This is a genomic window from Pseudomonas pohangensis (assembly GCF_900105995.1).
In the GTDB taxonomy this organism is placed as follows: Bacteria; Pseudomonadota; Gammaproteobacteria; order Pseudomonadales; family Pseudomonadaceae; genus Aquipseudomonas; species Aquipseudomonas pohangensis.
The window spans coordinates 476,629-493,533 of the sequence record NZ_LT629785.1 but is presented as its reverse complement, the minus strand read 5'-3'; the positions used below and the strand labels follow the sequence as shown (position 1 = coordinate 493,533).

19 protein-coding genes are annotated in these 16,905 nt (G+C 57.6%); 8 read left to right on the top strand and 11 right to left on the bottom strand.

Annotated elements, in window-relative coordinates; all coding sequences use genetic code 11:
- Positions 1–18 precede the first annotated feature (18 nt).
- The 6 genes from argJ to secA form a co-directional block, all read right to left on the bottom strand.
- A complete protein-coding gene (gene argJ / locus BLT89_RS02420) occupies positions 19–1,236 on the bottom strand; it encodes a bifunctional glutamate N-acetyltransferase/amino-acid acetyltransferase ArgJ (RefSeq protein ID WP_090192922.1) in 1,218 nt (405 codons plus the stop codon).
- Between the two features lie 87 nt (positions 1,237–1,323).
- A complete protein-coding gene (locus BLT89_RS02415; protein WP_090192921.1) occupies positions 1,324–1,746 on the bottom strand; it encodes a CBS domain-containing protein in 423 nt (140 codons plus the stop codon).
- The gene (locus BLT89_RS02410) at positions 1,743–2,093 is read right to left on the bottom strand and encodes a P-II family nitrogen regulator (RefSeq protein ID WP_090192920.1); all 351 of its coding nucleotides are present in this window, start codon (positions 2,091–2,093) and stop codon (positions 1,743–1,745) included. The genes BLT89_RS02415 and BLT89_RS02410 overlap by 4 nt, the downstream gene beginning before the upstream one ends.
- Positions 2,094–2,133: 40 nt before the next feature.
- On the bottom strand, positions 2,134–2,919 hold the full coding sequence (locus BLT89_RS02405; protein WP_197673529.1) for a DUF1538 domain-containing protein: 786 nt from the start codon (positions 2,917–2,919) through the stop codon (positions 2,134–2,136).
- A gap of 4 nt (positions 2,920–2,923) precedes the next feature.
- Positions 2,924–3,667, bottom strand: a complete 744-nt coding sequence (locus tag BLT89_RS02400; protein WP_197673528.1) for a DUF1538 domain-containing protein — start codon at positions 3,665–3,667, stop codon at positions 2,924–2,926.
- Between the two features lie 334 nt (positions 3,668–4,001).
- A complete protein-coding gene (gene secA / locus BLT89_RS02395) occupies positions 4,002–6,755 on the bottom strand; it encodes a preprotein translocase subunit SecA (protein WP_090192919.1) in 2,754 nt (917 codons plus the stop codon).
- Positions 6,756–6,995: 240 nt separating this feature from the next.
- On the opposite strand from secA, the gene BLT89_RS02390 reads away from it, so the two are divergent.
- The gene (locus BLT89_RS02390; RefSeq protein WP_090192918.1) at positions 6,996–7,451 is read left to right on the top strand and encodes a DUF721 domain-containing protein; all 456 of its coding nucleotides are present in this window, start codon (positions 6,996–6,998) and stop codon (positions 7,449–7,451) included.
- Between the two features lie 10 nt (positions 7,452–7,461).
- Here BLT89_RS02390 and BLT89_RS02385 read toward each other — a convergent pair whose 3' ends face one another.
- The 3 genes from BLT89_RS02385 to BLT89_RS02375 form a co-directional block, all read right to left on the bottom strand.
- Entirely contained in the window at positions 7,462–7,689 is a 228-nt protein-coding gene (locus BLT89_RS02385) for a hypothetical protein (protein ID WP_090192917.1), read from the bottom strand.
- A gap of 175 nt (positions 7,690–7,864) precedes the next feature.
- Positions 7,865–9,136: a sensor histidine kinase gene (locus tag BLT89_RS02380; RefSeq protein WP_090192916.1), complete on the bottom strand. Its 1,272-nt coding sequence runs from the start codon at positions 9,134–9,136 to the stop codon at positions 7,865–7,867.
- Positions 9,126–9,809 carry a response regulator transcription factor gene (locus tag BLT89_RS02375; RefSeq protein ID WP_090192915.1) on the bottom strand — a complete coding sequence of 228 codons (684 nt, stop codon included), beginning with the start codon at positions 9,807–9,809 and terminating at the stop codon, positions 9,126–9,128. Before BLT89_RS02375 ends, BLT89_RS02380 begins: the two co-directional genes overlap by 11 nt.
- A 304-nt stretch (positions 9,810–10,113) precedes the next feature.
- Here BLT89_RS02375 and BLT89_RS02370 point away from each other — a divergent pair, with 304 nt between their 5' ends.
- A complete protein-coding gene (locus BLT89_RS02370; protein WP_090192914.1) occupies positions 10,114–10,374 on the top strand; it encodes a YebG family protein in 261 nt (86 codons plus the stop codon).
- Between the two features lie 112 nt (positions 10,375–10,486).
- Here BLT89_RS02370 and BLT89_RS02365 read toward each other — a convergent pair whose 3' ends face one another.
- Both BLT89_RS02365 and BLT89_RS02360 read right to left on the bottom strand, forming a co-directional pair.
- Positions 10,487–12,265, bottom strand: coding sequence for an acyl-CoA dehydrogenase C-terminal domain-containing protein (locus BLT89_RS02365; protein ID WP_090192913.1), 1,779 nt, complete (start codon positions 12,263–12,265; stop codon positions 10,487–10,489).
- A gap of 165 nt (positions 12,266–12,430) precedes the next feature.
- Positions 12,431–13,384 carry a MerR family transcriptional regulator gene (locus BLT89_RS02360; RefSeq protein WP_090192912.1) on the bottom strand — a complete coding sequence of 318 codons (954 nt, stop codon included), beginning with the start codon at positions 13,382–13,384 and terminating at the stop codon, positions 12,431–12,433.
- A 389-nt stretch (positions 13,385–13,773) separates the two neighbouring features.
- Between BLT89_RS02360 and folM the strand changes: the two genes are divergently transcribed.
- Genes folM through cysZ form a run of 6 tightly spaced genes read left to right on the top strand, consistent with a single transcriptional unit; the run spans position 13,774 to position 16,894 of the window.
- Positions 13,774–14,484 (top strand): dihydromonapterin reductase, encoded by a 711-nt coding sequence (folM, locus tag BLT89_RS02355; protein ID WP_090192911.1) that lies wholly within the window; start codon positions 13,774–13,776, stop codon positions 14,482–14,484.
- A gap of 22 nt (positions 14,485–14,506) precedes the next feature.
- Positions 14,507–15,067: a GTP cyclohydrolase I FolE gene (folE, locus tag BLT89_RS02350; protein WP_231975054.1), complete on the top strand. Its 561-nt coding sequence runs from the start codon at positions 14,507–14,509 to the stop codon at positions 15,065–15,067.
- A complete protein-coding gene (folX, locus tag BLT89_RS02345; protein ID WP_090192909.1) occupies positions 15,068–15,439 on the top strand; it encodes a dihydroneopterin triphosphate 2'-epimerase in 372 nt (123 codons plus the stop codon).
- Positions 15,440–15,459: 20 nt separating this feature from the next.
- A complete protein-coding gene (locus tag BLT89_RS02340; RefSeq protein ID WP_090192908.1) occupies positions 15,460–15,756 on the top strand; it encodes a DUF1244 domain-containing protein in 297 nt (98 codons plus the stop codon).
- A complete protein-coding gene (locus BLT89_RS02335) occupies positions 15,749–16,093 on the top strand; it encodes a HopJ type III effector protein (protein ID WP_090192907.1) in 345 nt (114 codons plus the stop codon). The genes BLT89_RS02340 and BLT89_RS02335 overlap by 8 nt, the downstream gene beginning before the upstream one ends.
- A 48-nt stretch (positions 16,094–16,141) precedes the next feature.
- The gene (gene cysZ, locus BLT89_RS02330) at positions 16,142–16,894 is read left to right on the top strand and encodes a sulfate transporter CysZ (RefSeq protein ID WP_090192906.1); all 753 of its coding nucleotides are present in this window, start codon (positions 16,142–16,144) and stop codon (positions 16,892–16,894) included.
- Positions 16,895–16,905: the final 11 nt, after the last annotated feature.

Genomic DNA, 16,905 nt, shown 5'->3' with positions numbered 1-16,905 from the left:
CATCCGGCTCCGGCAGCCTCAGCTGCGGTACTCCGCATTGATCCGCACATACTCGTGGGACAGGTCGGTGGTCCAGATGGTTTCACTACAAGTGCCGCGACCCAGTTCGATACGGATGCTGATTTCTTCCTGCTGCATCACCGCCGCGCCCTGCGCTTCAGTGTAGCTGGCAGCACGCCCGCCCTGGCTGGCGATGCAGACATCGCCGAGGAACACGTCGATTTTGCTCACATCCAGATCCGGCACGCCGGCATAACCCACTGCCGCGAGAATTCGCCCCCAGTTCGGATCGGAGGCAAACAGTGCGGTCTTGATCAGCGGCGAATGCGCCACCGCATAGCCAACGTCCAGACACTCCTGATGGTTGCCCCCGCCGTTGACCTGCACGGTGACGAACTTGGTGGCACCCTCACCGTCGCGGACGATGGCCTGGGCGACTTCCATGCACACCTCGAACACCGCCTGCCGGAGCTGTGTGTACAGCTCGCCGCTGGCCTCGGTGATTTCCGCAAGGTTGGTCTGGCCGGTGGCTATGAGCAGGCAGCAGTCGTTGGTCGAGGTATCGCCGTCGATGGTGATGCGGTTGAACGATTTGTTCGCCGCATCCAGCACCAGATTCTGCAGGACGTCACGGGCCACTTTGGCATCGGTGGCAATGTAGCCGAGCATGGTCGCCATGTTCGGCCGGATCATGCCGGCGCCTTTGCTGATGCCGGTTACGGTGATGGTCTCACCGGCATGGCGGAACTGGCGACTGGCACCCTTGGGCAGGGTGTCGGTGGTCATGATGCCGGTGGCGGCTTCAGCCCAGTGCTCCGGCGCCAGATCGTCGAGCGCTGCCTGCAGGGCGGACTCGATCTTTTCTACCGGCAGCGGCTCACCGATCACGCCGGTGGAAAACGGCAGGATGGCGGTCTCCGGCACACCGGTCAGCCCGGCCAGCGCAGCACAGGTACGCCGGGCGTTGGCCAGCCCCTCGGCACCGGTGCCGGCGTTGGCGTTGCCGGTATTGGTCAGCAGGTAGCGCACATCACCTTGCACGCGCTCGCGGGTGACGAGCACCGGTGCGGCACAGAAGGCATTGGTGGTGGTGACTGCAGCTACGCGGGAACCTTCGGCGCAGCGCATCACCACCACGTCCTTGCGGCCCGGCCGCTTGATGCCCGCCGAGGCAATACCGAGCTCGAATCCCGCAACCGGGTGCAGGGTGGGTAAGGGACCAAGACCAACAGCCATGTGTAAGCTCCTTATTTAGGCAATCTGTTCTATTAGCCGAGTCAGCTTCGGCCAGTTATCCGAGGTCAACAAAATACGCTGTAACCTTTACTCCAGCGAGCGCTGTTCAACCAACAAGCCATCAAGCACCAGCTCGGTGTAACCAACTGATCCGATCACTTCGCCATTATCTATGACCGGAGCGATGGACAGGCCGAACTGGTCGAATAGTCGCGCACAATAGCGCACGTCCATGTCGGGAGAGACGCCAATCACGGGCTTCGACATGATTTCGTAAAGGTTGACACGTTCGGGCGAGCGGTCTTTTGCCAGCACTTTTTTGGCGATATCCGAGAGCAGCACCAGACCGTACTCATCCTGGTCACTCCGCTTGTTGATCAGCACCATGGTCGCGTCATATTCCTTCATCCGCACCAGTGCTTCTTTCACCGTCATCAAGCCATCCATCAGGATGTAGCGCTTTTGCATGACGTCCCGGGTTTTGACTACCTGACGCTTTGGCTCACTCATAGCTTTTCCTCCACCTTGGTCGCCAGGGATTGAATCTGGTGGGAGACGCCGACGGCATCTTCCACGTCGATCTGCACGGCGATACCGGTGCCGGCGCTGGTATCAAGCTCGCCGACGATACCTATGGTTTCCAGGATGTGACGACTCAGGTGCTCTTCTACCAGAAACAGCAGTACATCCCGGGTGGTTTCCAGCGACAGGCCAAAAAAGGTCTTGCTTTGCTCCATACCCTCACCCCGGGCGTTGGTAATGACCGTTGCACCGGTTGCGCCAGCATCACGTGCGGCTTTCATGACTTTGTCTGTTTTGTCCAGATCGACAAAAACCAGCAGCAATTTGAAGTGCATAGACCTTTCCTCGTTAAAAACCCATGTGTACTGGCCGGATTCAATCCCGCTTGGCTCTGGCCCTTTTATTCATATATTCCGACAACTGTGCATAGGCCATTACCGACATGATCGGGAACAGGCTGGCAAAGGCGATCAGGCCAAAGCCATCGATCAGGGTGCTGCGCCCCGGTACCGTACCGGCCAGCCCCAAGCCCAGGGCTGCGACCAGAGGCACCGTCACGGTGGAGGTTGTGACGCCGCCGGAGTCGTAAGCCAGTGGCACGATCATCTTCGGAGCGAAAAAGGTCTGGATCAGCACCACGATATACCCGCAGATAATGAAGTAATGGATCGGCACGCCGGAAACAATCCGATAAGTCCCCAGGGCAATGCCGACCGCGACACCCAGCGCCACAGCAATGCGCAGTCCCAGAACACCTATCGCGCCACCGGAAACAACGTTGGCCTTCATCGCAACAGCGATCAAAGATGGCTCGGCAATAGTCGTACTGAAGCCTATCGCCAAGGCGAAGATATATACCCAGTAGTAATCGAACCACTGCAAGCCGTTCGCGGAAAATGCCTTTCCCTGGGAAATAAATTCAGGCTTGGTCAATTGCTCGGCCATGAGTTTGCCAACGGGGAACAGTGCCTTTTCCAGACCCAACAGAAATAGTGACAAGCCGAGCAGAACGTAGACGAAACCGATCGCCACTTTCTTCAGACTGGGTATCGGTTTGCGAATCACCAGCAACTGAAAGCCCACCAAAACACAGAGGATGGGCAAGACATCCGTGACCGTCACCATCAGCACTGCGAATAGTTCTGCGAAAAAATCGATCAAATCACTAGGCTCCCGTGAACAACATGCCGTAGGCCATGACAAAAATCATCGGCGTCAGCGAAGCAAAGGCAATCAGACCGAAACCATCCGTTAGTGGGTTGCGCCCCTTGATCGACGAAGCAAGCCCAACGCCGAGCGCGGTAACCAGGGGAACGGTGATGGTCGATGTCGTCACCCCTCCAGAGTCATAGGCGATGCCAATGATTTCCCTGGGAGCAAAGAAGGTCATTATCACGACCAGCAGATAGCCCCCCATAATCATCCACTGGATCGACCAGCCAAACAGTATCCGCAACACCCCCAATATGATGGCCAAACCCACCGACAATGCCACCGTAAACCTCAGACCCCACGCGTAGGACGCCTTGGCCGAGTCATCGCCCGCAATTATTCCGCCATCTGCAGCAACCGAGGCGGCTTCGGCGGCAACCGCTATCAATGCAGGCTCGGCAATGGTGGTGCCAAAACCCAGGGCAAAGGAAAAGGCGATCAACCAGGACACACTGCCTTTGCGCGCCAGGGCGTGAGCCATCGACTCACCGATGGGAAACAGGCCCATTTCCAGGCCAAAGATAAAGAAGGTCAGCCCCAGCAAGACACAGACAAAACCGACGAACAAATCACCAGGATCGGGAACAGGTTGTTGCAGCACGACAAGCTGAAAAAATCCAATGACGAGAATAATCGGCAGCAGATCCCGAAAGCTCCCGAGCATGGAACGCAATATGGCCAACAGTCCTTTCAGCAAACCAACGCTCCAGATGCCTTCGTTGAAGATGGGTTATGGGAAAGCCTTACTGCACCGCACTTGCCTGACCGGTCTGTCGTCCACCAACCCTGCAGGGTCTTTTCTCAATCATCCCTAAGTCTCGCGAGTACCGGTCAGCTCAAGGATATTTCTGACAAAGCCGCCCTTCTCTTCGAGGGTACTTGCAGCAACATAATCATCGCGAACTTCTTTAGCAGAAAGCTGGCTGCAACAACGTTGCTCATGGCGATATAGCCATAGGCGCTGCGCAAGTTGGCAAAACGCCGCGAGCGGCTGGGCCGGTCGCGGCGTTGTCAGTTCACGGCAAGCCGGTTCAGCTCAGCTGGCCGTGACAATGCTTGTACTTCTTGCCGGAGCCACAGGGGCAAGGCTCGTTACGGCCAATCTTCGGCTCGCTACGCACCGGTACGGCCGCTGCTTCCTGGCCTTCCGCAGGTGCCGGCTGGGGTTCGTTGCCCAGAGCAGAAGCGGCTTCGGCATGCTGGAACTGCATGCGCTTGGCCATTTCCTCGGCTTCGTGGCGCAGACGCGCCTCTTCCTCGGCAGGATCCTCACGACGCACCTGGACGAACGACAGTACCCGGATGGTGTCATTCTTGATCGAGTCGAGCAGTTCCTGGAACAGCGTGAATGACTCACGCTTGTACTCCTGCTTGGGGTTCTTCTGCGCATAACCGCGCAGGTGGATACCATGCCGCAGGTGATCCATGGTCGACAGGTGATCCTTCCACAGATCATCCAGCACGCGCAGCAAAATCTGCTTCTCGAAGGTACGCAGGCCTTCGGCGCCAGCCTGTTCTTCCTTCTCCTTGTAGGCATCCACCAGCGTTTGCAGGATGCGCTCACGCAGCGGCTCTTCGTAGAGCTTGTCGTCTTCGTCAAGCCATTGCTGTACCGGAATCTTGCTGCCAAAGTCGCTGAACAGTGCCGCTTCCAGCCCGGCGATATCCCACTGCTCGGGCAACGACTGCGGCGGAATGTGCGCGTCGATGGCGTTCTTCAGTGCCTCTTCGCGGAACTCGGCGATGGTTTCACCGACATCCTGCGCCGCCAGCAGGCTGTTGCGCATGTGGTAGATCACCTTGCGCTGCTCGTTGGCTACGTCATCGAATTCCAGCAACTGCTTGCGCATGTCAAAGTTGCGCCCTTCCACCTTGCGCTGGGCCTTCTCGATGGCATTCGACACCATGCGATGCTCGATAGCCTCGCCGGCCTGCATGCCAAGCGCCTTCATGAAGTTTTTAACCCGGTCAGAGGCGAAAATACGCATCAGGTTGTCTTCCAGCGACAGGTAGAAACGGCTGGAGCCCGGATCACCCTGACGACCCGCACGGCCACGCAACTGGTTGTCGATACGCCTTGATTCGTGCCGCTCGCAGGCAATCACGTGCAGACCGCCAGCCTGGATAACCTGTTGATGGCGCTTCTGCCATTCGCTCTTGATCTGGGCAACCTGTTCCGATCCGGCCTGCTCCTGGCTGGCCAGTTCAAGGGCAGCCACTTCGGCTTCCCAATTGCCACCGAGCAGAATATCGGTACCGCGACCAGCCATGTTGGTGGCGATGGTCACCGCGCCCGGACGTCCGGCCTGGGCAATGATCTCGGCTTCCTTGTCATGGTATTTGGCGTTCAGCACCTTGTGCTCGATACCCGCCTTGACCAGCAACTGCGCGACCGTCTCGGAGCTTTCGATCGAGGCGGTACCCACCAGCATCGGCCGGCCCTTGGCCTGGCAATCCTTGATATCGGCAATGATCGCCTGGAACTTCTCTTCCTGGGTCAGGTACACCAGGTCGTTGTAATCGGTACGCGCCACCGCCTTGTGCGTGGGAATCACCACCACATCCAGACCATAGATCTGGCGGAACTCGAAGGCTTCGGTATCTGCCGTACCGGTCATGCCGGAGAGCTTCTTGTACAGGCGGAAATAATTCTGGAAGGTGGTTGAAGCCAGAGTCTGGCTCTCGGCCTGAATCGGCAACCCTTCCTTGGCCTCGATGGCCTGGTGCAGACCTTCGGAGAGACGACGGCCCGGCATGGTACGCCCGGTGTGCTCGTCGACCAGCAGCACCTGGTTGTCCTGCACGATGTACTCGACATTGCGCTGGAACAGCTTGTGCGCGCGCAGCCCGGAATACACATGGGTCAGCAGTCCGAGGTTGTGTGCCGAGTAGAGACTTTCACCCTCGGCCAGCAAACCGGCCTTGGTCAGCAGCTCTTCGATGTACTGGTGACCCTGCTCATTGAGTTCAACCTGACGGGTTTTCTCGTCGACGCTGAAATGACCTTCCTGTGTGACTTCGCCTTCGACTTCTTCGATGTGTTGCTTCAGCTTCGGAATCAGCTTGTTGATTTCGATATACAGCTTCGAGCTGTCTTCCGCCTGACCGGAGATGATCAGCGGTGTACGCGCTTCATCGATGAGGATCGAGTCAACCTCATCGACCACGGCAAAATTCAGCCCGCGCTGGAATTTTTCCTCGAGGGAAAATGCCATGTTGTCGCGCAGGTAATCAAAACCGAATTCGTTGTTGGTGCCATAGGTGATGTCAGCGGCATAGGCTGCGCGCTTTTCTTCCGGCGCGGCAAATGGCGTGACTACGCCTACGGTAAGACCAAGAGCTTCATACAGCGGGCGCATCCAGTTGGCATCACGGCGCGCCAGATAATCGTTCACCGTGACCACATGCACGCCATCACCGGACAGGGCGTTCAGATACACCGCCAGCGTCGCGACCAGGGTCTTGCCTTCACCGGTGCGCATCTCGGCAATCTTGCCCTCATGCAGCACCATGCCGCCGATCAACTGCACATCGAAATGGCGCATGCCGAGGATCCGCTTACCGGCCTCGCGGGCCACGGCAAAGGCTTCCGGCAAGAGCTGGTCGAGTGTTTCACCCTTGGCTATGCGCCCCTTGAACTCTGCTGTCTTGTCCCTTAACTGCTCATCGGAAAGCCCGAGCATCTGCTCTTCGAGGGCGCTGACCGCCTGCACCGCCTTGTGCATGCGCTTGACTTCGCGATCGTTCTTGCTTCCAAAGATTTTCTTCAACAGGGGGGCAAACATAGGAGTTGTATCTTCCAGTTTTCAGAGGGGGCTACGCGCCAGCTGGCACAGCCTTGCGGCCTGCAGGCCGAATGCAAGGGGCGCATTCTACCCTGAATCGCGAATCAGGAAAGCAGCCAAGCGTCTCGAACGAGCTATCTGCCGCCAGACGGCGAAGCAAGAAGCAATGGCAGATTGCTGAAATCCGCAGAAATTCCAGCATGCTGTTAGCATGAGCAATCCCGACCGAGGTCTGCCTGCATGAGTTTCCGCCCCTTACCTGCCAAGGCACCGTCTGCCTTGCTACGCGAAGCAAGGCCACTGCAGTCATTGTTCAGCGAGGCGCAGCGACTGTCGCTACTGCAGCAGTTAGTTGAAGGCCAGCTGGAACCTGCCGCGCGCGAGCATTGCAAGGTAGCTACCTGGCGCGAAGGTCATCTCGTACTGATTGTCAGCGATGGCCAGTGGGCCACCCGCTTGCGCTATCGGGAAAAGCGCCTGTTGAAACAGCTGGGCGAACTGGCCGAATTCTCCGGCTTGCAACGCATCAGCCTCAAGGTGCGGCCACCTGTCAGTGCGCCGCAAGCCGCCGCCCGCCAGGTCAGCCTGTCTGCCGATGCCGCGCGATCCATCCAGGCCAGTGCCGAAGGCATCAGTGATCCGCAGCTGCGAGCAGCCCTGGAGCGTCTTGCCAGTCATGCCAAGCCAGCCGGGTAACATTCGCACATCAGCTCAAGCCGCCACGGCCCTGTGACAGGCTGAACATCAACAACAAAAAATCCTCATTGACTTGCTGGTCCTCCAGACGCAAATCCTGCGCAGGAACAGGGCAATAACCCAGGCCGTTTTCCGCAGTAAGAACCTTCAACGCAGGCTCGCTCCAGGCCACGCTGGCGAGAGCGCATACCACAACGGCTGCGCACACTGCAAAAGCTCTAGTAATTTCTAGTTTCATTAACTTAACTCCATGACACACATACAAATTAACTACCTATGAAGCTAGTCAAGAGACGCTATATGTGCCACCGCCTTGCGACGAGCGGCAACATTGTCCACCTGCCTTCAGTAACCGGCCGGGCAGGCTATGCCCCGACGCGTGATGATCAGGTCAGGAAAAAGTGAAAAAAGCATCAAGCCGGCTGCAACGTGATCGCAAACCGGCAGCCCTGCGGCTGCACCGCAGTCAGGTCGATCTTCCAGCCCTGCAAAAGACAAATGCGCCGTACCAGTGACAAACCCACACCGCTACCCTGCTCAACATCCGTATGGCGGACAAATGGCTGGAACACTTCTGCGCGTAGTTCGGAGGGAATCCCCTTGCCGGTATCACTCACGCTAAAGCCCGTGGCATCCAGTTCCAGGGTAATGGTGCCGCTCATGGTGTAGTGCAGGGCATTGCGCAACAGGTTGACCATGATGGTACGCAGAAATACCTCATCGAAAATGCCATCCGGCTGGCAATCCGCCAGATAGACAAAGGACAGTCCTTTGCCCTCGATCTGCTCACGCCAGACCTGCACCTGATCATCGGCCACCGCGCGCAAGCTCTTTTGTGCGCAGACATCCGGCCGCCCGTGCTCGGCGCGCGCCAGCAACAGAAAGGTTTCTGCCAACTCCTTCATCTCGGCACTCGCCCTGGCAATGCGGTGTACTTGCTGCAGCGTCTGCGGCGGCAATCCCGGCTGCTCCTCGAGCAGTTCACAGGAGGTGGAAATCACCATCAGCGGCGTACGCAACTCATGGCTGACATCACTGGTAAACATCCGCTCGCGGCCCAGTGCGTTGTGCAACTGCTCCATGGCGTAGTCAAAGGCGGCGGCCAATTCACCCACCTCATCCTTGGCATAGTCGAGTGCCAGCGACGGGGTCACGTTGAGCAACTGTTCACGGTTGCGCACCTGTCCGGCCAACCGGCCCAACGGCTCGAGCACCCTGCGCGCCAGCAACCAGCCAAGCAGCCCGGCAAGCAGGCTGCTGAGGACGAAACCGCTGAGCACTACCAGAAACAGCTGGTTCTCGCGATCCTCGAAATCACTCTGGTCCTGCAACAGGTAATAGCGGCGCCCATCCACCTCCCGCACCACCATGTGATACGACAAGCGGCCACGGAAAACTTCATGAAAGCCCGGCGAGAAGCCGGCCAGATCTTCCGGCATGGCCAGCTCGCCGTGGCCGTCGCTGTAATAGAAGAGTTGATCCGGGGTGGGTTTCAGGCGCCACTCTTCCATGGTTTCCATACGTAGCAGACCGTCCAGCTCGCTGCCCAGATCGTCGGCAATCAGGCTGCCTTCCAGCATATACACGGTGCCCACGATGCCCAGCGCAAAGACGCCTGCAACCACCACCGTCATGCCGAAGAAGGCAATGACGATCCGCCGCGCCAGACTGCGCTTAAACCGCATCGGGCTTTTCCAGCAGACGGTAACCAAGCCCATGCTGGGTATGCAGCAAAGGGCTGGCAAAAGGCTTGTCTATCGCCTGGCGCAATTGATGGATATGGCTGCGCAGGCTGTCACTGTCCGGACAGTCATCGCCCCAGAGCGCATGCTCCAGCGTTTCACGACGAATCAGGTGCGGGCTGCGCTGCATCAGCAGGGCCAGCAACTTCAGGCCGATCGGATTGAGTTTGATGGCCTGACCGCCACGCCGGACTTCCAGCGTATCCAGGTCATAGGTCAGATCGCCGACCTGCAGCAAGCGCTGGCTGCTGCCAAGACTGCGGCGCAGCACAGCCTCGATGCGCGCAGCCAGTTCCGACAGGGCAAACGGCTTGACCAGGTAATCATCGGCACCACTCTTGAAACCGAGCAGGCGGTCGTCGAGGGTGTCACGCGCCGTCAGCATGATCACCGGCGTTGCAATACGCGCCTCGTCGCGCAAACGGCGACAGACGCCATAGCCATCCAGCCCGGGCAACATCACGTCCAGCACGATCAGGTCAAAGGGCTGGGAAACTGCCAGATGAAAACCGGAAAGACCGTCCTGGGCACAATCCACCGTATAGCCTTTGAGCTGCAGATAATCGGCCAGATTGGCCAGAATGTCCCGATTGTCTTCCACCAGCAGAATGCGCATCCATCATCTCCTCAGAACTCGTTAATCAGGCAGCCGGACCACTAATAGCGCATCCATGCGTGATTCATCTACACCCGGCGCCAGGTCAGAAGCACCGCTATGACAGTCAATCGGTTTATTAATTGCTTTACGCCGGCATTTATTTTCGCTTCAGCAGAGCAACCTTGCAGCGGCGGGAGCAGTTTGAGCGCATTCGCAGCCCATACAGCTGCACGCCACAAGCCGAGCATAGGCAATTAGCCCGGGCACTGGCATACTGTACAAACGAACAGCAGTTTTATTGATAAAAGGTATGGGGTGATGAATGGCCGTCGAAGTGGTGTACCGCAGCAGTCGCGATCCGGAGCAACTGTTCATGGATAAAGCGGAAGCCGACCGGCATGACAAGATGCTCGAGCTGGCGGAAAACCTCGCGCAAGTCCTGCAGCAGGCCGTGCCCTCGCTGAACGAGGAGCAACTTGAAGAACTGGGCATCTATATGGCCCGCCACCGCGAAATTTTCGCCCGGGCATTCAAGAACCAGCCTGACGCACTGACAGAACTGGGTACAGACAAGCCGCAATAGAGGCCGCCAAAAAATTCCTGCCTGTTAAAATCTGTAGCGCTCGGAAAGCCAACCGCGGACTGCCGGATAGCAGTCTGCGGCACTGCAATTGCAGGGGGTCTGCAGGCTTTCCTTACGCCGCAAACTCATCATCCTCAAAAGCCATCAACGTGGCCTTGCCCGCCAGCACTTCAGCAAGCAGCGTGTCGTTTTCAAGCAGAATGCGCGCCATGAAGAAGTCCGCTGATTTCAGTTTTGCGCTGTAAAAACTCTTCTCCGTGCTTCCCTGCACAAGCTGCGCACTGGCTACGGCGGCCATGCGCGCCCACATCCAGGCCAGACTGGTCAGAGCAAACAGACGCAGATAAGGTGTAGCGGCAGCGCCGGCCTGCTCCGGATCTTTCATACCTTCGCTGGCAACCCACACGGTTGCTCGCTGCAACTGCTGCAAAGCCTTGCCCACTGCCGCTACATGGGGGGACGAAGGATTGGCCCTGAGCCAAGTCTCAACCAGCGCAAAGAAGGTACGAACAGCCCGGCCGCCGCCCAAACCGAGCTTTCTTCCGACAAGGTCAAGCGCCTGGATACCATTGGTACCTTCATAGATGCGGGTAATCCGCACATCACGCACCAATTGTTCGATGCCCCAGTCTTCGGTAAAGCCGGAACCACCCATTACCTGCAGCCCGTCGTTGGCACAGCTGAAGCCCTCATCCGTCAAAAAGGCTTTAACGACCGGCGTGAGCAACTGCACCAGATCGTCCGCCTGCTGTCGCACAGACGCATCCTCATGCCCATGCGCCACGTCGACCTGTACTCCGGTGAAATATGCCAGCGCACGACCGCCTTCGATCATCACTTTCTGGCGCAACAGATTACGCCGTACATCCGGATGAACAGTGATTGGATCGGCCGGTTTGTCGGCTGCCCTCGGACCTGAGAGCGAACGACTTTGCAGCCGCTCCCGGGCGAAGCCGAAACTGATCTGATACGCGGCCTCAGCAATACCCAGCCCTTGCAGACCAACCATCAGACGTGCCGAGTTCATCATGGTGAACATGCAGCGCAAGCCTTCATTGGGCGCACCGACCAGCCACCCCTGGGCGCCCTCGAAGTTCATCACACAGGTCGAAGAGCCCTTGATACCCATCTTGTGCTCAAGCCCACCGCAAAACGCCGGATTCCGGGCGCCACTCTCAAGCACTTTGGGCACCACGAACAGGGAAATGCCCTTCACGCTGTCAGGCGCCTCCGGCAGCTTGGCGAGTACCAGATGCACAATGTTATCGACCAGATCGTGCTCTCCACCGGTAATCCAGATTTTGGTACCTGTAATCGCATAACTACCATCCGCCTGGGGCTCCGCGCGGGTACGAATCAAGCCGAGATCAGTACCACACTGCGGTTCGGTAAGGCACATGGTTCCGGTCCACTGGCCACTGATCAGGTTCGGTAAAAAACGCTCCTGTAGCTCTCTTGTGCCGTGCTGGGTCAGCGCATTGATCGCGCCATGGGTCAAACCCGGGTACATGCCCAGAGAAAGATTGGCCGAGCAGACCATCTCCTCCACCATCATATTCAAAACATGCGGCAGACCCTGGCCACCAAATTCGGTTGAGCAGGCAAGAGCTGTCCAGCCGCCACCGGCAAACTGGTCATAAGCAGCAGCAAATCCTTCGGGGGTTTTCACACTGTGCGTTTTGGCGTCGTAGCTGCAACCCTGCTTGTCACCTGAACTGTTGAGCGGTGCCAGTACGTTTTCTGCCAGTTTGGCAGCCTCATCCAGTATCGCCTCACCGAGATCTGCCGTGAAATCGGCATGCGCAGGTATTGCCTGCAACACCGGATAGGCATCCAGAACCTCATCAAAGACAAACTTCATGTCACGCAGGGGGGCACGGAAAGTTGGCATGGGAAAACCTCTTATCTATACATAAAAGTACTTGTGTATAGTTTTTGTATAGGTTTTAGCGAAAAGCTGCAAGCTTTATCGACAGGCCAGACTAACGCCAGCTCGACGCCCAAGTGGTGGAGGGGGGATGTAACGAACGAATAGGTAGCGAAAATCTGGAAGGTCTTAGGTATCCAGATGGCCGTCGAGGAACTGCTGCAGGCGGCGGCGCATGAGTACTGCTTCGCTGCCCAGGGAACCGATGGCCGTGCCCGCCAGTGACTCTGCGGCCAACTCTGCAGCCTCTCCGGCGAGCGCAACCGGACACTCCAGGCCCTGAGCCAGTCGCAACATATCGCGGTGCAACGTCTGATCGGGTGCGTGATTGGAAAATAGCACCAGCGCTTGTGGTTCGACTTTCTCGCACACCAGCGGCAGCTCCAGCAGTGGCTGACCAAGAGCAAGTACCTGGATCACGGTATCCTGACCGGCAATCAATAAACCGGCCACCAGCAACTCAAGCTCATGACAATGTCCCGGCATGGCTACCAGCAAAACCTTGCGGCCACTGGCCACCTGTCCTGACTGCAACCTTGCAAGCACCCGGCCCCGCAGGAAGCTGTCGAAAAACAGCCACTCACTGGTCTGGCCAAACTCATCCTGGCGAACCAGCAGCGCTTGCCAGAGTGGCAGCATGATTTGCTCAAACACCACAGCCAGCGGGTAGGTGGAAAATACATGGCCATACAACCGCGCCAGGGCGGGCTCATCAAAAGCACTGACCGCTCTGCGCAGCTGTTCTTGCCACTCGTCCCACTCAGTGCTGGCGGCATCCGTATCGCGCGGCACGACAACCGCTTTGGCGGCATCGGTACGGGCCAGAATCTTGCCAACCTTGCTTACCGAAACACCGCGATCAATCCACGCCAGTATGCTGCGCACGGTCTCGATATCGACCTGGGAATAAAGCCGGTGCCCACTGTCGGTGCGGGTTGGTTCGATCAAGCCGTAGCGTCGCTCCCAGGCCCGCAAGGTCACAGGGTTGACCCCTGTCAGCCGGGAAACTTCCCGAATCGGAAACAGCTCTTCCTGTTTGAAAGATGCCGAAGCAAAACCGGGAGTTCTGTTCACGTCAGTCATGGCAGCACGTCAGCAAGGAGGGATGGTCAAATTGTAACCCAGGCACACCCGGCTTACATTCGACAAATCCTGTACAAGATCAATCAGTACTGCAAGGGCTAGTTGCTGCGCCACCCGAATCAGGTCGTACGAACGTTCGCCGGTTTGCCACTACACTTTTTAACGGGTGGACAGTGCGTCCCGCCCCTGTCCAGAATTAACCGGGCAATTCACCTGTAAAACAGGGGCTGCCACAGCCTCCCGAACAATTTCTCTGTAAGCATTGAAAATATGCACGCCTGCTAAAACTTATGCAAAATATGTGTTTAGTTGTACAAATACTCCATTCGGTATAACTTGTTCTCCCGAATCGACAATCAGTCCTCGCAGAATTTCATCTGGAACATTTGATGACCGCATTTCAAGCTCCCGTACTGATTACCGGCGCCAGCCAGCGCATCGGACTGCACTGCGCCAAGCGCCTGATCGCTGATGGACATCCGGTGATTGCCAGCTATCGCACCGATCGTCCGGGAGTGAGTGAGCTGCGGGATATGGGCGCGACCATGCTGTTTGCCGACTTCTCCAGCGAAGCGGGCATCCTTGAATTCATCGACCAAGTACGGAACACAACCGGCAGCCTGCGCGCCATCGTGCACAATGCTTCCGTCTGGCTGCCCGAACAGGACGGCAAGGAAGCCGAAGCATTCCGGCAACTGGTCAATGTCCATATGCTCGCGCCGTATCTGATCAACCTGCAGTGTGCCGACCTGCTCGAGCAATCCTCGCCCGCCGACATCGTGCATATAAGTGATGACGTGGTGCGCAAAGGCAGCGTTCGCCACATGGCCTATGCGGCGAGCAAGGCCGGCATGGAAAACCTGACCCTGTCGTTTGCCGCACGCCTGGCGCCACAGATCAAAGTCAACGGCATTGCACCGGCGCTGATCCAGTTTCAACCCGCTGACACTGATGCTTACCGGGCAAATACCCTGGCCAAGTCGGCACTCGGCCTCGAGCCGGGCGCTGAAGTTATCTACCAGAGCCTGCGCTATCTGCTCGACAATCCCTACCTGACAGGCACCACCCTTAACGTCAATGGCGGGCGCCACCTCAAGTAAGGCGTCTTGCGAGGAATTAAAAATGAATACGCAACTTTCCGATCATTACCAGCAGATACTGGTCGGCCTGGGCGAGAATCCAAGTCGTGAAGGGCTGATCGACACCCCCATGCGCGCTGCAAAAGCCATGCAGTACCTCTGCAACGGCTACAGCAAGAGTCTGGAAGAAGTCGTGAATGGCGCGCTGTTCGAATCAGACAACGACGAGATGGTGATTGTCCGCGATATCGAGCTGTATTCGCTATGCGAGCACCACCTGCTGCCGTTCATCGGCAAGGCGCACGTGGCCTATATACCCACCGGCAAAGTACTCGGATTGTCGAAAGTGGCACGCATCGTCGACATGTTCGCCCGTCGCCTGCAGATACAGGAAAACCTTACCCGGCAGATCGCCGAGGCCATTCAACAGGTTACCAATGCGGCCGGCGTTGCGGTGGTGATTGAAGCCAAGCACATGTGCATGATGATGCGCGGCGTGGAGAAGCAGAATTCGGTCATGAGCTCATCAGTTATGCTTGGCGCATTCCGCGAGTCCTGCAACACTCGCCATGAATTCCTCCAACTGATCGGCAGAGGCCGCTAAATGCCAAGACTTGAACCTGGAATGGCGCGCATCCGCGTCAAGGATCTGCGCCTGCGAACCTTTATCGGGATCAAGGAAGAAGAAATCCTCAATCAGCAGGATGTTCTGATCAACCTGACGATTCTGTATCCTTCGGTTGAAGCCGTGCGTGACAACGACATCGAACATGCCCTGAATTACCGCACCATCACCAAGGCGATCATTCGGCATGTGGAAGACCATCGTTTTGCCTTGCTGGAACGCCTGACCCAGGAAATTCTCGATCTGGTCATGCAAAACGAGTCTGTCAGTTATGCCGAAGTGGAAGTCGACAAACCGCATGCCCTGCGCTTTGCCGAGTCGGTTTCAATTACCCTGGCCAGCCATCGTTAATCTGGAAAAGGCGTCCCGACATGAATGAGAAAGATCGCGTAAACCTCGATGCCGCCGCGTTTCGTCGGCTGGTGCAGCACCTGCGCTCACGCCCTGACGTGCAGAACATCGACCTGATGAATCTGGCCGGCTTCTGCCGCAACTGCCTGGGCAAATGGTACAAGGCCGCAGCCGATGATCTGGACATCGAACTCAGTGCCGAACAGGCCCGCGAACAGATTTACGGCATGCCTTACCACGAATGGAAATCGCGCTATCAGAAAGAGGCCTCTGCGGCACAGCTGACGGCGTTCGAAAAGAACAAACCCGATGACTGAGTTGCAGAAATTCCGCGCGCGCCTGCATGAGCGAGACTATCCATTTGCCGATACCCTGCAGTTCATTGCCGAGCATTACGTTTACAGCCCCAGCCAATTCGACAATGGCGACCTGCACAATCCGGCCGGCCAGAACGAGGGCGCCTGCCGGCTGATCGGACTGGCCCAACTCGAAGGCCTGAGCCTGGAAGAAACCCTGCTGGCCTTCGGCGAGCACTATCGCAGTGTCCTCGCCAGCCCTGACGCCCTGGACCACGGCAACATCCGGGCGCTTATCCGCAGCGGCCTGGCTGGCGTACGCTTTGCGACACCACCACTGCAGCGCCGCACGGTTTAAGCCCGTTCAAGCATCCCATTCATTGCAGACTTCACGCAGGAGCCAACCATGCAGCCACCCGCCATCCGTGGCCCGGATTACTTTACCGCCGGCTTGCGGCTGGTTTTACAACCGGGTTTGCGCCGCTTTGTAATCCTGCCGCTGACCATCAACCTGCTACTGTTTATCGGCCTCATCAGCGTGGCGGCACAGCAATTCAATATGCTGCTGGATGCATTCATGCCCTCGCTGCCGGACTGGCTGGACTTTCTCGAATTCCTGCTCTGGCCGCTTTTCACCCTGCTGGTGCTGGTGATCATGTTCTTCACATTCACCATGGTCGCCAATTTGCTGGCTGCACCCTTCAACGGCTTTCTCTCGGAAAAGGTTGAAAGCGTTGTACGCGGTACCGATGTATCACCGCCGTTCTACTGGAGTGAACTGCTGGCGATGGTGCCGAGAACCATAGGCCGCGAATTGCGCAAACTGGTCTACTTCCTGCCCCGGGCCATCGGCCTGCTGATTCTGTCGCTGATTCCCGGGGTCAACCTGATCGCCACACCCCTATGGGTGCTCTTTGGCGTATGGATGATGGCGGTGCAGTACATTGACTATCCGGCCGACAATCACCAACTGGGCTGGAACGAGATGCTTGCATGGCTGCGTGAAAGGCGCTGGCAAAGCCTCGGCTTTGGCGGCATGACCTATCTGGTGCTGCTGGTGCCGGTGGTCAACATACTCGCCATGCCGGCGGCCGTCGCCGGTGCCACCCTGTTCTGGGTGCGCGAAGGAAATCCGCTTGACAACAAACCCAACTCATAAAAAAGGCCACC

Bases quoted from the DNA above. Each gene is read 5' to 3' on its own strand.
- argJ (WP_090192922.1), bottom strand. From the start codon at position 1,236: ATGGCTGTTGGTCTTGGTCCCTTACCCACCCTGCACCCGGTTGCGGGA.
- BLT89_RS02415 (WP_090192921.1), bottom strand. From the start codon at position 1,746: ATGAGTGAGCCAAAGCGTCAGGTAGTCAAAACCCGGGACGTCATGCAA.
- BLT89_RS02410 (WP_090192920.1), bottom strand. From the start codon at position 2,093: ATGCACTTCAAATTGCTGCTGGTTTTTGTCGATCTGGACAAAACAGAC.
- secA (WP_090192919.1), bottom strand. From the start codon at position 6,755: ATGTTTGCCCCCCTGTTGAAGAAAATCTTTGGAAGCAAGAACGATCGC.
- BLT89_RS02390 (WP_090192918.1), top strand. From the start codon at position 6,996: ATGAGTTTCCGCCCCTTACCTGCCAAGGCACCGTCTGCCTTGCTACGC.
- BLT89_RS02385 (WP_090192917.1), bottom strand. From the start codon at position 7,689: ATGAAACTAGAAATTACTAGAGCTTTTGCAGTGTGCGCAGCCGTTGTG.
- BLT89_RS02380 (WP_090192916.1), bottom strand. From the start codon at position 9,136: ATGCGGTTTAAGCGCAGTCTGGCGCGGCGGATCGTCATTGCCTTCTTC.
- BLT89_RS02375 (WP_090192915.1), bottom strand. From the start codon at position 9,809: ATGCGCATTCTGCTGGTGGAAGACAATCGGGACATTCTGGCCAATCTG.
- BLT89_RS02370 (WP_090192914.1), top strand. From the start codon at position 10,114: ATGGCCGTCGAAGTGGTGTACCGCAGCAGTCGCGATCCGGAGCAACTG.
- BLT89_RS02365 (WP_090192913.1), bottom strand. From the start codon at position 12,265: ATGCCAACTTTCCGTGCCCCCCTGCGTGACATGAAGTTTGTCTTTGAT.
- BLT89_RS02360 (WP_090192912.1), bottom strand. From the start codon at position 13,384: ATGACTGACGTGAACAGAACTCCCGGTTTTGCTTCGGCATCTTTCAAA.
- folM (WP_090192911.1), top strand. From the start codon at position 13,774: ATGACCGCATTTCAAGCTCCCGTACTGATTACCGGCGCCAGCCAGCGC.
- folE (WP_231975054.1), top strand. From the start codon at position 14,507: ATGAATACGCAACTTTCCGATCATTACCAGCAGATACTGGTCGGCCTG.
- folX (WP_090192909.1), top strand. From the start codon at position 15,068: ATGCCAAGACTTGAACCTGGAATGGCGCGCATCCGCGTCAAGGATCTG.
- BLT89_RS02340 (WP_090192908.1), top strand. From the start codon at position 15,460: ATGAATGAGAAAGATCGCGTAAACCTCGATGCCGCCGCGTTTCGTCGG.
- BLT89_RS02335 (WP_090192907.1), top strand. From the start codon at position 15,749: ATGACTGAGTTGCAGAAATTCCGCGCGCGCCTGCATGAGCGAGACTAT.
- cysZ (WP_090192906.1), top strand. From the start codon at position 16,142: ATGCAGCCACCCGCCATCCGTGGCCCGGATTACTTTACCGCCGGCTTG.